The following is a 15116-nucleotide window of genomic DNA, read 5'->3' as shown; positions in this document are numbered from 1 at the left end:
CGCGGGCCAGGCCGCTGCCGCCGCTCCCGCTTCTTCCGCCCCCGCCGCGCAAGCCCAGCCTGCGCAAAGCGCGCAGCCCGGCGCCCTGCCGACGCCGGCCGCTTTTGCCCAGGCGCTGCGGCAAACACTGCAGACCAGCGGGCTGTTCTACGAATCGCACCTGACCGACATGGTCTATGGCCAGCGCCCGCCGGAGGCTCTGCGCGCCGAACCACAGGCCGCGCTGCCGCGCGCGCCCCAGGTCGCGCCCACGCCCCCTTCCCTGCCCGCGCCGGCCGCCGCCCATGCCGCGCCGGGATCGGCCACCACCTCGGCCGTGCTTACGCTCAGCGCCCAGGCCGACACCGGCCCGCCGCCGGCGCCGGGCACGCCCATCGGCGGCCTGCATCCGGACACCAATGGCCTGGTCCGCCAGCAGCTGGAAATCCTCGCCAACCATGTGGTGCATTGGCAGGGGCAGCCCTGGCCCGGCGCGGAGATGGACTGGGAGGTCCGCCGCGACCCCTATGGCGAATCACCGCAGGATCCGGACCAACATTGGGCCACGCGGCTGACACTGCGCCTGCCTCGCCTGGGCGAGGTCGAGGCGCGCCTGTCGCTGGCCGGCTCGCAACTGGTGCTGCAATTGACCGCGCCGCAAAGCGCGGGCGAACTGAACCGCGAATCCGAGGCGCTGCGCCAGCAGCTGACCCGCGCCGGCCTGACCCTGAGCGACCTGACCGTGCAGGCCATGCCCCCCTCGCCGTTTGCGCTGCCGGATTTCCTGCTTCCCGAAGTATGACCTCGTCTGACGACACATCTCGCACGACCGCGGTCGCGCTAAGCTATGACGAAAGCGACAACGCGCCGCGCGTCGTCGCCAAAGGCTATGGCCAGTTGGCTGACGCCATCGTTCGCACGGCCAGAGAACATGGCCTTTACGTGCACGAGTCACCCGAATTGGTTGGATTGTTAATGCAAGTGGACCTGGATTCGCATATCCCGCCGCAGCTGTACACCGCGGTGGCCGAACTGCTCGCCTGGCTGTATCGCCTTGAGGCCCGCGCCCTGCCCGATACGGCGGGGGAGCCGCATGCCTAACCCGCCCGGCGCCCAGGCGCTGTTCCACACCGAATTACTGCGCGAAGCGCGGCAGATCGCGGACATCCTCAGATACGCCATCCAGCCCGCCAACGAGGCTCAGGCCCGCGACGGCCAGGGCCGCAACTGGCCGGTCAAGCTGCTGGGCGCGGATTGGCAGGCCGGCATCCTGTTCTGGCGCCCGAGGGATCCGGCGCAGGCCGCCCTCATGCCCGGCGGGCCGCAATTCCTCAGCGGGTCGCTGCCGGTCGAACTGCTGGTCTCGGTCGATGACGGCAGCCATCTGCAATTCCAGGCGGGCCGGCCCATCGTGCTCAATTTTCCCGACGCCAGCCTGAGCATGGTCTCGGAGTTCCCCGCGCTGCTGCGCCGCGACAGCCCGCAGGACGTCCCGGCCTGAGGCCGGAATCAGATCGACATCGAGGAAATTTCCTTATAGGCCGCGACCAGCCGGTTGCGGACCTGCACCGCCGTCTGGAAACCCAGGCTGGCTTTCTGCAGATCGATCATCACATCGTTGAGCGAGACCTCCGAGGCGCCCAACTCGAAGGCCTTGGACTGCGCGGTCGCGGCGTTCTGGGCATTGGAGACTTTGCGGATCGAGTTCTGCAGTTCGGCGGCGAAACTCGTGGGCGCGGCCGCCGGCGACAGATCCGCCGGGATGGCCGAGCCGTTCTGCGCGGCGCGCATCACGGCGCGCATCTGCTGCAACATGTTTTCGATACCGGAGACGCCGGAAACCGCCATATTCAATCCTTGCTCGGTCTGTACACGATAGGCCGACAGGCTAGCAGCCGCCAGGCGCGGCCATAGCGCCTAAAAAGCGCCAAAAACCGGCGCACTTCCCCGCTTGCGGCGCGGCCGCGCACATAGGGGACAAATAACGCCAAAAAACGCTTGTTTTCATCGATTGGGACTGCCGGGCGGCCAGCCATAATCCAGCCTCCCATAGCCATAGTGTGCAACTTGCCTATCCCGCCCATGTTGTCCTCTTATCCGCTCCGCGCAGCCTGCGGGAGCCGCCAATGAACCAGCAAGCGACGCTGAGCACCTCCCTGCTGGCCAGGTTCCCGTTTCTGGAAAAAGTGCGCGCCCTGCCCAAGCCGGTCCTGCTGGGCGGCGCGGCAGCCCTGGTCGCCCTCATCGTGGCCGCGGCGCTCTGGAGCCGGGAGCCGGACTACAAGGTGCTGTTCTCCAACCTGGATGATCGCGACGGCGGCGCCATCGTCACGGCCCTGGGCCAGATGAACGTGCCCTACCGCTTCAGCGACAACGGCGCGGCCATCCTGGTGCCCGGCGGCCGCGTCTACGATGCGCGCATGCAGCTGGCCAGCCAGGGCCTGCCGCGCGGCGGCTCGGTCGGCTTTGAACTGATGGACAATGCGCGCTTCGGCGCCAGCCAGTTCGCCGAACAGATCAACTATCAGCGCGGCCTGGAAGGCGAACTGGCCCGCTCCATCGAAGCCATGCACTCGGTGCAGCATGCCCGCGTCCACCTGGCGCTGCCGCGCCAGTCGCTGTTCGTGCGCGACCGGCAGCCGCCCACCGCCTCGGTGCTGCTGAACCTGCATCCGGGCCGCAGCCTGGCCGACGCCCAGGTCTCGGCCATCTCCTGGCTGGTGGCCTCCAGCGTGCCCGACCTGAGCGCCGACAACGTCTCCATCGTCGACCAGAACGGCCGTCTGCTGTCGGCGCCCGCCGGCGAAGGCCGCGGCATGGACGCCGACCAGATGCGCTTCGTGCGCGAGGTCGAGCAGCGCACGGTCGAACGCATCCTCACCATCCTGAATCCCCTGGTCGGGCCGGGCAACGTCCACGCCCAGGCCAGCGCCGAAGTCGACTTCGCCCGCCGCGAGGAAACCTCGGAAACCTATCGTCCCAACCAGGAGCCGGGCCAGGCCGCCGTGCGCAGCCAGCAGACCAGCGATTCGCGCCAGGTGGGCGTGAACCCGGCCGTCGGCGTGCCCGGCGCCCTGAGCAATCAGCCGCCGGCCGGCGTCCAGGCGCCCCTGGCCACGCCCCCCGCGCAGCCGCAGCGGCCCCAGCAACAGGCGCAGCAAGCGGCCGGCACGCAGCAACAGCAGCAACAGCCTCCGGGCACCGAGCGCCGCGACGCCACGACCAATTATGAAGTCGACCGCACCATCAGCCACGTCAAGCAGCCCGTGGGCCAGCTCAAGCGCCTGTCGGTGGCGGTGGTGGTCAACCACCTGCCCGGCAAGGACGGCGAGCCCCAGGCGCTGCCGCCCGAGGAGCTCAACAAGCTGACCAACCTGGTGCGCGAAGCCATGGGCTATTCGGAGTCGCGCGGCGACTCGCTGAACGTGGTCAACAGCCAGTTCAACGACACGCCGCCCGCGGTGCCGATGTGGCGCGATCCCGAGCTGATCGCAACGCTCAAGACGGTGCTGGGCTGGGTCTTCGGATTGCTGATCCTCTTCTGGCTGTATCGCAAGGTCCGCCCGGTCGTCACCGACTACTTCTACCCGCAGATCGATCCCGAGGAAGCCGCCGCCGCGCGCGCCGAGGCCGAGCGCGAAGCGCTGGCCACGGCCCGCGCCAAGGAAGTCAACCGCTACGAAGACAATCTGCAACGCGCCCGCGACATGGCCACCAAGGATCCGCGCGCCGTTGCCATGGTCCTGCGCGCCTGGATGACGAAAGATGAAAAGTGATGCAAAGCCGCTGGACGGCATGACCCGCAGCGCGGTGCTCCTGATGTCGCTGGGCGAGGATGCCGCCGCCGAAGTCTTCAAATACCTGACCGCGCGCGAAGTGCAGCAAGTCGGCGCGGCGATGGCCACGCTCAAGCAGGTCACCCGGGGCGATGTGGCCGGCGTGCTGGAGGAGTTCCGCCAGGAGGCCGATCAGTTCATGGCCGTGACCCTGGGTTCGGACGACTATATCCGCACCGTGCTGACCAAGGCCCTGGGCAGCGACCGCGCCGCCGGCCTGATCGAGGACATCCTCGAGGCCGGCGAAGGCGGCAGCGGCATCGACGCGCTGAACTGGCTGGACCCGCACACCGTGGCCGAACTCATCGGCGACGAGCATCCGCAAATCATCGCCACCATCCTGGTGCACCTGGAGCGCGACCGCGCCGCCGGCGTGCTGAGCATGCTGACCGACCGCCTGCGCAACGACGTCATGCTGCGTATCGCCACCTTCGGCGGCGTGCAGCCGGCCGCGCTGTCCGAGCTGACCGAGGTACTGAATTCGGTGCTGGCCGGCCAGGGCGCCAAGCGCAGCAAGATGGGCGGCGTGCGCACGGCCGCCGAGATTCTGAACATGATGAACTCGAACCAGGAAGAGGCCGTGGTCGAGAGCCTGCGCGAACGCGATGCCGACCTGGCCCAGAAGATCGTCGACGAGATGTTCGTCTTCGACAACCTCATCGACGTCGAGGATCGCGGCATCCAGCTCATTCTCAAGGAAATCGACAACGACACGCTCATGGTCGCGCTCAAGGGCGCCACCGAGGAGCTGCGCTCCAAGTTCCTGCGCAATATGTCCAGCCGCGCGGCCGAAATGCTGCGCGAAGACCTGGATGCGCAAGGCCCGATCCGCATGTCCAAGGTCGAGGGCGAGCAGAAGAAGATTCTGCAGATCGCCCGCCGCCTGGCCGAAAGCGGCCAGATCACGCTGGGCAACCAGGGCGACGACGCCTATGTCTGAGTTGCCGGCCTGCGATGCCCTGAGCAGCGACGCCTGGCGCCGCTGGCAGATGGTGTCGTTCGACGCTCCCGAGCCGGAACCCGAACCGGTGGCGCCGCCGCCGCCGGATCCGGGCCCCGATCCGGAAACACTCAAGCGCCAGTGGCGCGCCGAGGCCGAGGCGCAGGGCCGCGAAACCGGCTATGCGCAAGGCCACGAGGCCGGCCTGGCCGCCGGTCATCAGGCGGGCCAGGACCAAGGCTGGCAGGCGGGGCATGAGGCCGGCTATGCGGCCGGCCTGGCCGAGGGCCGCGAGCAGGCGCGCCAGGAAGGCCTGCAATTGGCTGCGCTGTCGACGGCCGCGGCCGCCTCGCTGGGCCAGCTGGAAGAAAAAATGGGCCAGGCGCTCGTGACCCTGGCCCTGGACATCGCGGGCCAGATCCTGCGCACCACCCTGGCCGAGCAACCCGAAAGCATGCTGCACGCCGTGCGCGAGGTGCTGCATACACCGGCGCCCGGCCAGGGCGGCGTGCTGCGTCTCTGGGTCCACCCGCAAGACCTCGACCTGGTGCGGCTGCACCTGGCCGATGAGCTGCGCGACGGCAATTGGCGCGTGCTGGCCGACGAATCCATCAGCCGCGGCGGCTGCCGGGCCGAATCGCCGTTCGGCGACATCGACGCAACCTTGCAGACGCGCTGGCGCCGCGTGGCGGCCTCGCTGGGCCGCGCCACCGCCTGGGAGGCAAGCGCGTGAGCGCCCCGGCCATCGACCGCTGGCAGACGCAGCTGCAGATCGGCTCGATCCGCGCCGCCTCCACCGAGCCGGCCTTGGCCACCGGCCGCATCACCCGGGCTACCGGTCTGGTGCTGCACGCCACCGGGCTGCGGCTGCCGGTAGGAGCCGCCTGCCGCATCGAGATCGCGCGCGGCCACGATCATTGGGCCGACGCCGAAGTCGTCGGCTTCGACGGTCACACCCTGTATTTGATGCCCCAGGCCGATATTTCCGGCCTGCCGCCGGGCGCGCGCGTCATGCCCGCCGAGCCGGCCGTGCAAAGACCGGTTCCCCTGCCCCGCAAGGCCGAACTCAATGGCAATGCCAAGCCGCAGCTGGGCCGCCACCTGCCGGTGGGCAATGCGCTGCTGGGCCGCGTGGTCGATGGCGCGGGACGTCCGCTCGACGGCCTGGGTCCCCTGAGCGGCGCCGACCTGGCCCCGCTGTCGGCCCAACCCATCAACCCGCTGTCGCGCGCGCCGATCGACGCCGTGCTGGACGTGGGCGTGCGGGCCATCAATGGCCTGCTCACCGTGGGCCGCGGCCAGCGCATGGGCCTGTTCGCCGGCTCGGGCGTGGGCAAGAGCGTGCTGCTGGGCATGATGGCCCGCTACACGCGCGCCGACGTCATCGTGGTGGGCCTGATCGGCGAACGGGGCCGCGAAGTCAAGGAGTTCATCGAGCACAACCTGGGCGCCGACGGCCTGGCCCGCTCGGTCGTGGTGGCCGCGCCCGCCGACGTCTCGCCGCTGCTGCGCCTGCAGGGCGCGGCCTACGCGACCCGCCTGGCCGAGCACTTCCGCGACCAGGGGCTGGACGTGCTGCTCATCATGGACTCGCTCACCCGCTATGCCATGGCCCAGCGGGAAATCGCCCTGGCCATCGGCGAACCGCCGGCCACCAAGGGCTACCCGCCCTCGGTGTTCGCCAAGCTGCCGGCCCTGGTCGAGCGCACCGGCATGGGCGCGCCCGGCCCCAACGGCAAGGCCGGATCGATCACGGCCTTCTATACCGTGCTGACCGAGGGCGATGACCAGCAGGACCCCATCGCCGACGCGGCGCGCGCCATCCTGGACGGCCACGTCGTCCTCTCGCGCACCCTGGCCGAGGCTGGGCACTACCCGGCCATCGATATCGAGGCCTCGATTTCGCGCGCCATGACCTCGCTCATCACGCAGCAGCAGTTCAACATGGTGCGCCGCTTCAAGCAGATGCTGTCGCGCTACCAGCGCAACCGCGACCTGATTTCCGTCGGCGCCTATGTCGCCGGCGCCGATCCGCAGCTCGACGAGGCCATCGCGCGCTACCCGCGCCTGGAAGCCTATCTGCAGCAGGACATCGGCGACAACGTCAGCTACGGCGACGCCGTGGAAATCCTGCGCGCCACCTTCGCCCTGGGAGAGGTCCATGCCTAGCCAATTGCCTCTGGACATGCTGATCGGCCTGGCCAAGGAGAGCACGGACGAGGCGGCGCGCGAACTGGGCCGCTTGAACGCCGAGCGCAGCAATGCCGAGCGCCAGCTCAATATGCTGCACGACTACCGCCAGGACTATCTCAAGCGGCTGCAGGACGCCATGGTGGCCGGCATGTCGGCGGCCGACTGCCACAACTACCAGCGCTTCATCGGCACGCTGGACGACGCCATCAGCCAGCAGACCCATGTGCTGCACAACGCCGACATGCAGCTGATGCAGGGACGCCAGGCCTGGCAGCGCGAAAAGCGCAAGCTCAGCTCCTTCGACACCCTGGCCGAGCGCGACGCCCGCAGCCGCGCCCTGACCGAGGCGCGCCGCGAACAGCGCGCCAATGATGAAATCTCGGCCCGCCTGGTTCGCCGCCAGGCCGGCATGTAATCCACGGAACGCCGCCATGATGAGCCCCTCCGCCATGACCCTTCCCTTCACGAGCGCCACGACCGCCACGCCCCTGCCCACGGCCGGCGTGACGGCGACAGCCGACGGCGGCGGCAGTTTTGCCAAGGTCCTCAAGCAGCAAAGCGACAATAGCCCGGCGCCGGCCAGACCCGCCGCGCAGGGCAAGGACAAGGACAGGCCGGCCGCCCCCGCCGATGCCCCCAGGCCGCCCGCCCAGGCATCAAGCGCGCCGCCCCAATCCGCCCAGGCGGCCGGGCAGGACAGCGAAGCCGGCGCCGACGAAGAGGATCCCCGCCAGGCCGAAGCCGCCGCCGCGCTGGCCTTGGCCCAGGCCGTGCCGGTCCTGCCCGCCATGCCCGCCGCGCCCACGCTGCCGCAACAGGCGCTGGACATCGCCGCCCAGGCGGCCGAGGTTCAGGCGCGCGTGGCCGCGGCCCATGCCGCCCCGTCCACGCCAGCCGCCGTCCGGACCGCCGCGGCCGACGCCGCGCAGGCCCTGCCCGAAACCGCCTTGCCAGCCGCAGCCCAGGCTGCCGCGACGGACGTGGCAAAGACCGCGACGCCGGCGGCGGCCATGCCGGCGCCCCATGCCCAAGCCCGGGTCGCGCAGGCCGCAAGCCGCGAGCCCGCCGCGCCCCTGCCCGCCGCGCAAACGCCGGCCGGCGCTGCCGCGCAGCCGCCGCTGCCTCACCCGGATCTGCCCGCCACGCAGGAGGAGCACCCGGCCGTCGAACATGCCGCCGCATCCGTCGCCGCGCCCGCCGCCGAACCGCTCACGGTGCTGACGCCGTCCACGCCGCGCCAGGCGGCCACCGCCGACATCGCCCCGGCCGCGCCCAGTCTGCAAGTGAATACGCCCGTGGGCGCCACGCAATGGGGGCAGGAATTGAGCCGCCAGGTCCTGAGTTTCAGCCAGAACCTGGCCCAGGGCAGCCATACCGCGGAGCTGCGCCTGGACCCGCCCGACCTGGGCCCGCTTCGCGTCACGCTGAGCCTGAATGACGGTGTCGCCAGCGCCAGCTTCGTGTCGGCCCATGCGGCCGTGCGCCAGGCCGTGGAATCGGCGCTGCCGCAACTGCATCAGGCCTTGTCGCAGGCGGGGATCTCGCTCGGGCAGACCCATGTCGGCGACCAGGGCCAGCAAGCCATGGGCGGCCAGCCCCAGGGGCAGTCTTCCGGCCATGCGCCGGGCGGCCAGCGCCAGGACGGCGCTTATGCCCAGGGCTCGCCGCAGGGCGGGACGGCCGAGGCGCCGCGTGCCCAGGCGCATGACGGGCTGGTCAACACCTACGCCTGAACCCCTGTCCGCGCGGCGCAGCAATAGGCTGAGATACCCCGCTTTCGCCCTGTTTTTCGCCTGCCTGGGCGCGCGAGACTTGGGGCAGAATCATCCCATCCGATAACCCGAACCCAAGCCCGAACTCTTTAAACGATGGCCACTTCCAAATCTCCCGCCATGCCTGCTTTCCGTCGCCCTGCCGGCGGCTCCAGCAAGCTGCTGCGCCCTCTGATCGCGCTGCTGGTTCTGCTGATCGTGGTCGTGGCCAGCGTGGCGGGCACCTGGTACTTCATATCCCGCTACCAGCAGCAACAGCAGCAGGCCGCCGTGCAGCTCGGTGTCGGCCAGCAGGGCGCCACGCCGACGACCTTCGTGTCCCCGCCCGCCCAGCCGGCCGTGGTGCCCGCGCCCATCTTCATCCCGCTGGAGGCCTTCACGGTCACGCTGCGCGACGCCGACTCCGAGCGCATCATGCACGTGGGCCTGACGCTGCGCGTGAGCGATGAGCAATCGCGCCAGCGCATCGAGCGCTACATGCCGGAAGTGCGCAACCGGATCCTGATGCTCCTGTCTTCGCAGACCCCGCAATCGGTGCAGACGCTGGAAGGCAAGCAAGCCATGGCCAAGGCCCTGCAGGCGGCCGTCAACAAACCCTTCTCGCCTCTGCCCGACGGTCAATACGTGACCGATGTGCTCTTCACGGCGTTCGTGGTGCAATAAGCATGGCCTACGAGGCATTTCTTTCTCAGGATGAAGTCGATGCGCTGCTGGCCGGCGTCACCGGCGAGAGCGACGACAAGCAAAGCCGGCCCGACGAGCAGGATGGCACGCGCGCCTATGACCTGAGTTCGCCGGACCGCGTCGTGCGCCGGCGCATGCAGACGCTGGAGCTGATCAACGAGCGTTTCGCGCGCAATATGCGCCATGTGCTGCTGAATTTCATGCGGCGCAGCGCCGACATCACCGTCGGCTCGATCAAAATCCTGAAGTACGCGGATTTCGAGCGCAATCTGCCGGTGCCCAGCAATCTGAACATGATCCAGATGAAGCCGCTGCGCGGCACGGCGCTCTTCACCTACGACCCCAGCCTGGTCTTCCTGGTGATCGACAGCCTGTTCGGCGGCGATGGGCGCTACCACACCCGCGTCGAGGGCCGCGACTTCACCACGACGGAACAGCGCATCATCCGCCGCCTGCTCAACCTGACGCTGGAGAGCTACGGCAAGTCCTGGGACCCGGTCTACCCCATCGAGTTCGACTATGTGCGTTCGGAGATGCACACCAAGTTCGCCAGCATCACCGGCGACAACGAAGTGGTGGTGGTCTCATCCTTCCATATCGAATTCGGCGCCACCGGCGGCGACCTGAATATCTGCCTGCCCTATTCCATGATCGAACCGGTGCGCGACCTGCTCACGCGCCCGCTGCAGGACTCGGCGCTCGAAGAGGTCGACCAGCGCTGGTCGCAGCAGCTCTCGCGCCAGGTGCGCAGCGCCGACGTGGACCTGGTGGCCGAATTCGCCCGCATTCCCTCGTCGATCGGCGCGCTCACCCAGCTCAAGGTGGGCGACATCCTGCCGGTCGAGATCCCGCAAACCGTAACCGCCCATGTGGACGGCGTACCGCTGATGGAATGCAGCTACGGCGTTTTCAACGGCCAGTACGCCCTGCGCGTGCAAAACATGCTTAATCAAGACGACTCCAACGAGGCCCCCGACCATGACTGACACGAACGAGCGGCCCGACCAGACCGGCGCCAGCGCACCCTCCGGCGCGGCCGATGACTGGGCCGACGCGCTCGCCGAACAATCCCGCAGCGCGCCTCCCACCCAGGCCGATGGCCTGCGCGGCCAAGACGATTGGGCCAGCGCGATGGCCGAACAGAACGCCGCCGCCCCGGCCGCCTCCGCCGCTGCCCCCCAGGCCGCGCCGGCGGCGCAGTCGGCGGCGCAGACGGTGTTCAAGCCCTTGACCAACAAGGAGAACGCCGGCGGCGCCGACATCGACCTCATCATGGACGTGCCTGTCCAGCTGACCGTCGAACTGGGCCGCACGCGCCTGACCATCAAGAACCTGCTGCAGCTGGGCCAAGGCTCGGTCGTGGAGCTCGATGGCCTGGCCGGCGAACCGATGGATATCTTCGTCAACGGCTACCTGATCGCCCAGGGCGAAGTGGTGGTGGTCGAGGATAAGTACGGCATCCGCCTGACCGATATCATCACGCCCTCCGAGCGCATCAACCGCCTGAACAACCGCCGCTGAAGCGCCATGAACGAAGCCAGCCTCCTGCGCGTGGTGATCGGCCTGCTGCTGGTCCTGGCGGCCATCCTCGCCGCCGGCTGGCTGGCCCGGCGCGCCGGCATGGGCCAGCGCGCCCAGGGCGCCTTGCTGCGCCAGGTCGCCGCGCAGACGCTGGGGCCGCGCCAGAGCGTGGTCGTCATCGAGATCGACAAGACCTGGCTGGTCCTGGGCGTGACCCCCGGCCAGATCACCACCTTGCACACCCTGCCCGCCGGCGAAGCGCCCGCGCCCGAGACCGCCACTTTCGCGCACAAGCTCGGCCAGGCGCTCACGCGCCGCTGAGCCCGCTGTCTGCTACCCATGAAGCCCGCCCTACGCCCGAGCCTGCCCCTGCTGGGGATGGCGGCCATCGCCGCCTTGTCATTATGGCCGGATGGCGCCATCGCCCAGGCCACCCTGCCCGCCCTGACCGCCACTCCCGGCGCCGACGGCGCGCAAACCTATTCGCTCAGCATGCAGACCCTGCTGCTGATGACCTCGCTGTCCTTCCTGCCGGCCGCGCTGCTGATGATGACGGGCTTTACGCGCATCATCATCGTGCTCGGCCTGCTGCGCAGCGCCATGGGCACGGCCATGTCGCCGCCCAATCATGTGCTGGTCGGCATCGCGCTCTTCCTGACCTTCTACACCATGTCGCCGGTGTTCGACAAAATCTACAGCGAAGCCTACCAGCCGCTGTCGGCCGGCAGCATACCGTTCGAGACCGCGGTCGAGCGGGCCGGCGCGCCGCTGCATACCTTCATGCTGCATCAGACGCGCGAAAACGATCTTTCCCTGTTCGCCAACCTGGCCAACATTCCCAAGATCGAGGACCCCTCCAAGGTGCCCATGCGCATCCTGATTCCGGCCTTCATCACCAGCGAACTGAAGACCGCCTTCCAGATCGGCTTCACCATCTTCATTCCCTTTCTCATCATTGACCTGGTGGTGGCCAGCGTGCTGATGGCGCTGGGCATGATGATGGTGCCGCCGGTGACGGTTTCCCTGCCCTTCAAGCTCATGCTCTTCGTGCTGGCCGACGGCTGGAACCTGCTGCTGGGCTCGCTGGCCCAGAGCTTCTATCAATGACAAGGGGCTGGCAGCCATGACCGCGGAAACCGTCATGACCATGGCCTACCAGGCCATGAAGATTGCCCTGGCGCTGGCCGGGCCGCTATTGCTGGTGACGCTGGTCGTGGGCCTGATCATCAGCGTGTTCCAGGCGGCCACGCAGATCAATGAAATGACCCTGTCTTTCATCCCCAAGCTGCTGGCGATGTGCGGCGTGCTGGTGCTGCTGGGCCCCTGGCTGATCGAACTGCTGGTGGACTATATCCGGCAGCTCATCAGCGGCATCCCCATGCTGATCTCCTGAAGACCGTGTTCAGCTTCACCATCGATCAGCTCAATGGCTGGATGGGGCAGTTTCTCTGGCCTTTCATACGCATTCTGGCGCTGGTGGGCGCTTCGCCGCTGTTTTCCGAATCGACCATTCCGATCAAGGTCAAGATAGGCCTGTCCTTCGTCCTGGCCGCGGCCATCGCCCCGGGGCTGCCGCCCATGCCCACGGTCTCGCCCAGCAGCTATGAAGGCCTGCTGCTGCTGGCGCAGCAGGTGCTGATCGGCGTGGCCCTGGGCTTTGCCATGCGCGTGATCTTCGCCGCCGTGCAGACCGCCGGCGAATACGTCGGCCTGCAGATGGGCCTGTCCTTCGCTTCCTTTTTCGATCCGGCGACCGGCGCCAACACCGCCGTGCTGTCCCGGTTCCTGAACATCATCGCCATGCTGGTCTTTCTGGCGCTGGACGGGCATCTGCTGATGCTGGCGGCCCTGGTGCGCAGCTTCGACGTGCTGCCCCTGACCCCCGCCGTGCTGGACCGCAATGGCCTGGGCGTGCTGGTCCAGTGGAGCGGCACCATCTTCGTCTCCGGGCTGCTGCTGTCCCTGCCCCTGGTCTGCGCGCTGCTGACCATCAACCTGGCCATGGGCATCCTGAACCGCGCGGCCCCCCAGCTGACCGTCTTCGCGGTGGGCTTTCCCATCATGCTGACGGTGGGCCTGCTGGTGCTGGCCGCGGTGCTGCCGCACGCCGGCCCCTTCCTGGAGAACCTGTTCCAGCGCGGCCTTCAGACCATGAGCGACGTGGCGCAGGGCTTTGCCACCCGCTGAAGCGGCTCGGCCCGGCGCCCGCCTTGGCGCTCAGGCCAGCTCCTCGGCGCGTTGCGACAGGCGCTTGTCCACGCTTTCGCGCGTCAGGCGAAAGACCTGGATGGTCTCGCGCAAGGCCACCGACTGCCCGCCCAGCTGAGAGACCGCCGTGCCCAGCTGCTGCACCAGGCCGCTGTTTTTCTCCGTCATGCCATCCATCTCGGCCACGGCCTGCTCCATCTGCTCGATGCCGCTGGCCTGCTGCTGCGAGGCCACCGAGATCTCGCCGATGATGTCCGTCACGCGGCGCACGGCGGCCACGATGTCGTGCATGGTCGCGCCCGCCTGCTCGGCCTGCGAGGAGCCCTCGGTGACGCGGTCCACGGACTCGCTGATCAAGTCCTTGATCTCGCGCGCGGCCTGGGCGCTTTTCTGCGCCAGGCTGCGCACCTCGCCGGCCACCACGGCGAAGCCCTTGCCGGACTCGCCCGCGCGCGCGGCCTCGACCGCCGCATTGAGCGCCAGGATATTGGTCTGGAAAGCGATGCCCTCGATGATGGTGACGATATCGGCGATGCGGCGCGAGCTGTCGGAGATGCCGTGCATGGTGTGCACCACCTGGTCGACCGCCTCGCCTCCGCGCCGCGCCACGTCCATGCTGCTGGCCGCCAGGTCATTGGCCTGGCGCGCATGGTCGGCGTTCTGCCGCACCGTCGAGGTCAGCTGCTGCATGCTGGCCGCGGTGTTCTGCAGCGAAGCGCTTTGGTCGCTGGTGCGCAGCGCGAGTTCCTGATTGCCTTGCGAGATGCCCATGGCGGCATGCGTCGTGCCGGCTATGCCAGCATAGACGTCGCGCGCGATGCCGATCAGGCTTTTGCGCATCACGTCCAGTGAAAAAGCCAGATTGCCCACCTCGTCCTTGGTGTCGGCGAACACCTGGCTGGTCAGATTGCCCGCGGCGACCTGGCGCGCCATGTCGGCCGCTTCGCGCAAAGGCCGCAGCACATTGCGCCAGACGCGCCACTGCGCCAGGCCGATGAGCCCTACGCCGGCGAGGATGCCGGCCACCCCCAGGCCGGCCTGCAGCCGGTCCAAGTCCGCCCAGCGGCTTTCGAGCAGCCAGGCGGCCAGCCCCCCGAACAGCACGCTGGACAGCAGCGCCGCGCGCAGCATCTGCGGGCCGGCGCCGCGGCGCAGCGGCTGGCTCAGGCGCGACAGCAGGCCGCGCCAGCCCGTGGGCACGATCTGCCCGCCCTTGATGCGCCAGCCGCGGGCCCGCCCCTGCCGCAGTTCTTCATAATGCGCTTCGGCGTCGGCGATCTGCTCGTCGGTGGGCCGCACGCGCACCGACGAATAGGCCACCACCTCGCCATCCTCATAAATGGGCGTGGCATTGGCCAGCACCCAGTAATAGCCGCCGTCCTTGCGGCGGTTCTTGACCACGCCCAGCCATGAGCGGCCGGCCTGCAACGTGCGCCAGAGGTCTTCATAGGCCTCGGCCGGCATGTCGGGATGGCGCACGATATTGTGGGCCTTGCCCATCAGCTCTTCGCGCTCGAAGCCGCTGACCTCGACGAATGCCGGGTTGGCATAGACGATGCGCCCCTTGGTGTCCGTGCGGGAGATCAGATACTGATCCTCGCGCAGACGGGTTTCGACATCGTAAATGGGTAGGTTGACGCGCACTGCCTAGTCTCCTGTCTTCTTCTTTGCGACACCCGCGCTTCCTGAAGGAAAAAACGATCCGGACAAGCCGGATCGTCGCGGGGAAAAACCGGCCCGGCTACGCGGACCGCACGGGGATCCAGACGAGCCGGATCGTCGGAATGGCTCAGTTCTGGGCCACCATCGGCGCCTGGTAGCCGCCAGCCAGCGTCGGCGTGGCCACATCGATCACCTCGCCGGTGTTGATCTTGAATACCGCCACCGCTTCGGCCAGGTGCTGCGATTGCTCCTGCAAGGCGGCGGCCGCCGCGGCCGCTTCTTCGACCAGGGCGGCGTTCTGCTGCGTGACCTCGTCCATCT

The 15116-nt window shown here is 68.6% G+C and carries 18 protein-coding genes and 1 pseudogene; 16 read left to right on the top strand and 3 right to left on the bottom strand.

All coding sequences use genetic code 11. From position 1 onward, the window contains the following. The 3 genes from fliK to L540_RS20870 form a co-directional block, all read left to right on the top strand. Window positions 1-781 (top strand): flagellar hook-length control protein FliK (gene fliK, locus L540_RS20880; RefSeq protein WP_048026740.1); only part of this gene is annotated, 781 nt, incomplete at its 5' end. Next, on the top strand, window positions 778-1080 hold the full coding sequence (locus L540_RS20875; RefSeq protein ID WP_043211299.1) for an EscU/YscU/HrcU family type III secretion system export apparatus switch protein: 303 nt from the start codon (window positions 778-780) through the stop codon (window positions 1078-1080). The genes fliK and L540_RS20875, both read left to right, overlap by 4 nt. Beyond that, window positions 1073-1480, top strand: a complete 408-nt coding sequence (locus L540_RS20870) for a hypothetical protein (RefSeq protein WP_043211297.1) — start codon at window positions 1073-1075, stop codon at window positions 1478-1480. The genes L540_RS20875 and L540_RS20870 overlap by 8 nt, the downstream gene beginning before the upstream one ends. Window positions 1481-1488: 8 nt before the next feature. Here L540_RS20870 and fliE read toward each other — a convergent pair whose 3' ends face one another. Continuing rightward, window positions 1489-1827: a flagellar hook-basal body complex protein FliE gene (fliE, locus tag L540_RS20865; protein WP_043211309.1), complete on the bottom strand. Its 339-nt coding sequence runs from the start codon at window positions 1825-1827 to the stop codon at window positions 1489-1491. Window positions 1828-2105: 278 nt separating this feature from the next. Between fliE and fliF the strand changes: the two genes are divergently transcribed. The 13 genes from fliF (at window position 2106) to fliR (ending at window position 13112) form a co-directional block, all read left to right on the top strand. After that, entirely contained in the window at window positions 2106-3755 is a 1650-nt protein-coding gene (gene fliF / locus L540_RS20860) for a flagellar basal-body MS-ring/collar protein FliF (RefSeq protein ID WP_043211295.1), read from the top strand. After that, window positions 3745-4755, top strand: coding sequence for a flagellar motor switch protein FliG (gene fliG / locus L540_RS20855; protein WP_029581230.1), 1011 nt, complete (start codon window positions 3745-3747; stop codon window positions 4753-4755). Before fliF ends, fliG begins: the two co-directional genes overlap by 11 nt. Continuing rightward, window positions 4748-5488 carry a flagellar assembly protein FliH gene (gene fliH, locus L540_RS20850; RefSeq protein WP_043211293.1) on the top strand — a complete coding sequence of 247 codons (741 nt, stop codon included), beginning with the start codon at window positions 4748-4750 and terminating at the stop codon, window positions 5486-5488. The genes fliG and fliH overlap by 8 nt, the downstream gene beginning before the upstream one ends. Beyond that, entirely contained in the window at window positions 5470-6924 is a 1455-nt protein-coding gene (gene fliI / locus L540_RS20845) for a flagellar protein export ATPase FliI (RefSeq protein WP_043211306.1), read from the top strand. Before fliH ends, fliI begins: the two co-directional genes overlap by 19 nt. Beyond that, window positions 6917-7363, top strand: coding sequence for a flagellar export protein FliJ (fliJ, locus tag L540_RS20840; protein WP_043211291.1), 447 nt, complete (start codon window positions 6917-6919; stop codon window positions 7361-7363). The genes fliI and fliJ overlap by 8 nt, the downstream gene beginning before the upstream one ends. Before the next feature lie 16 nt (window positions 7364-7379). Continuing rightward, window positions 7380-8681, top strand: a complete 1302-nt coding sequence (locus L540_RS20835) for a flagellar hook-length control protein FliK (RefSeq protein ID WP_043211288.1) — start codon at window positions 7380-7382, stop codon at window positions 8679-8681. Between the two features lie 135 nt (window positions 8682-8816). Beyond that, the gene (fliL, locus tag L540_RS20830; RefSeq protein WP_043211286.1) at window positions 8817-9383 is read left to right on the top strand and encodes a flagellar basal body-associated protein FliL; all 567 of its coding nucleotides are present in this window, start codon (window positions 8817-8819) and stop codon (window positions 9381-9383) included. A 2-nt stretch (window positions 9384-9385) separates the two neighbouring features. Then, complete coding sequence (gene fliM, locus L540_RS20825) at window positions 9386-10390, top strand: flagellar motor switch protein FliM (protein ID WP_043211283.1); 1005 nt, start codon at window positions 9386-9388, stop codon at window positions 10388-10390. After that, the gene (fliN, locus tag L540_RS20820) at window positions 10383-10925 is read left to right on the top strand and encodes a flagellar motor switch protein FliN (protein WP_043211281.1); all 543 of its coding nucleotides are present in this window, start codon (window positions 10383-10385) and stop codon (window positions 10923-10925) included. Before fliM ends, fliN begins: the two co-directional genes overlap by 8 nt. 6 nt (window positions 10926-10931) lie before the next feature. After that, a complete protein-coding gene (gene fliO, locus L540_RS20815; RefSeq protein ID WP_043211278.1) occupies window positions 10932-11246 on the top strand; it encodes a flagellar biosynthetic protein FliO in 315 nt (104 codons plus the stop codon). An 18-nt stretch (window positions 11247-11264) separates the two neighbouring features. Then, the gene (gene fliP / locus L540_RS20810; protein WP_043211276.1) at window positions 11265-12032 is read left to right on the top strand and encodes a flagellar type III secretion system pore protein FliP; all 768 of its coding nucleotides are present in this window, start codon (window positions 11265-11267) and stop codon (window positions 12030-12032) included. 16 nt (window positions 12033-12048) lie between these two features. Next, on the top strand, window positions 12049-12318 hold the full coding sequence (gene fliQ, locus L540_RS20805; protein ID WP_043211274.1) for a flagellar biosynthesis protein FliQ: 270 nt from the start codon (window positions 12049-12051) through the stop codon (window positions 12316-12318). 5 nt (window positions 12319-12323) lie between these two features. Further along, the gene (fliR, locus tag L540_RS20800) at window positions 12324-13112 is read left to right on the top strand and encodes a flagellar biosynthetic protein FliR (RefSeq protein WP_043211272.1); all 789 of its coding nucleotides are present in this window, start codon (window positions 12324-12326) and stop codon (window positions 13110-13112) included. Window positions 13113-13142: 30 nt separating this feature from the next. On the opposite strand, the gene L540_RS20795 is transcribed toward fliR, so the two are convergent. After that, entirely contained in the window at window positions 13143-14777 is a 1635-nt protein-coding gene (locus L540_RS20795) for a methyl-accepting chemotaxis protein (protein ID WP_048026738.1), read from the bottom strand. A gap of 145 nt (window positions 14778-14922) precedes the next feature. Next, window positions 14923-15116 (bottom strand): annotated as a pseudogene (locus L540_RS20790) (methyl-accepting chemotaxis protein); the annotation flags it as partial.

The organism is Bordetella pseudohinzii (assembly GCF_000657795.2).
Lineage (GTDB): Bacteria > Pseudomonadota > Gammaproteobacteria > Burkholderiales > Burkholderiaceae_B > Bordetella > Bordetella pseudohinzii.
Note: the sequence above shows the minus strand (reverse complement) of the source record. Positions and strands in the feature narration are given on the sequence as shown.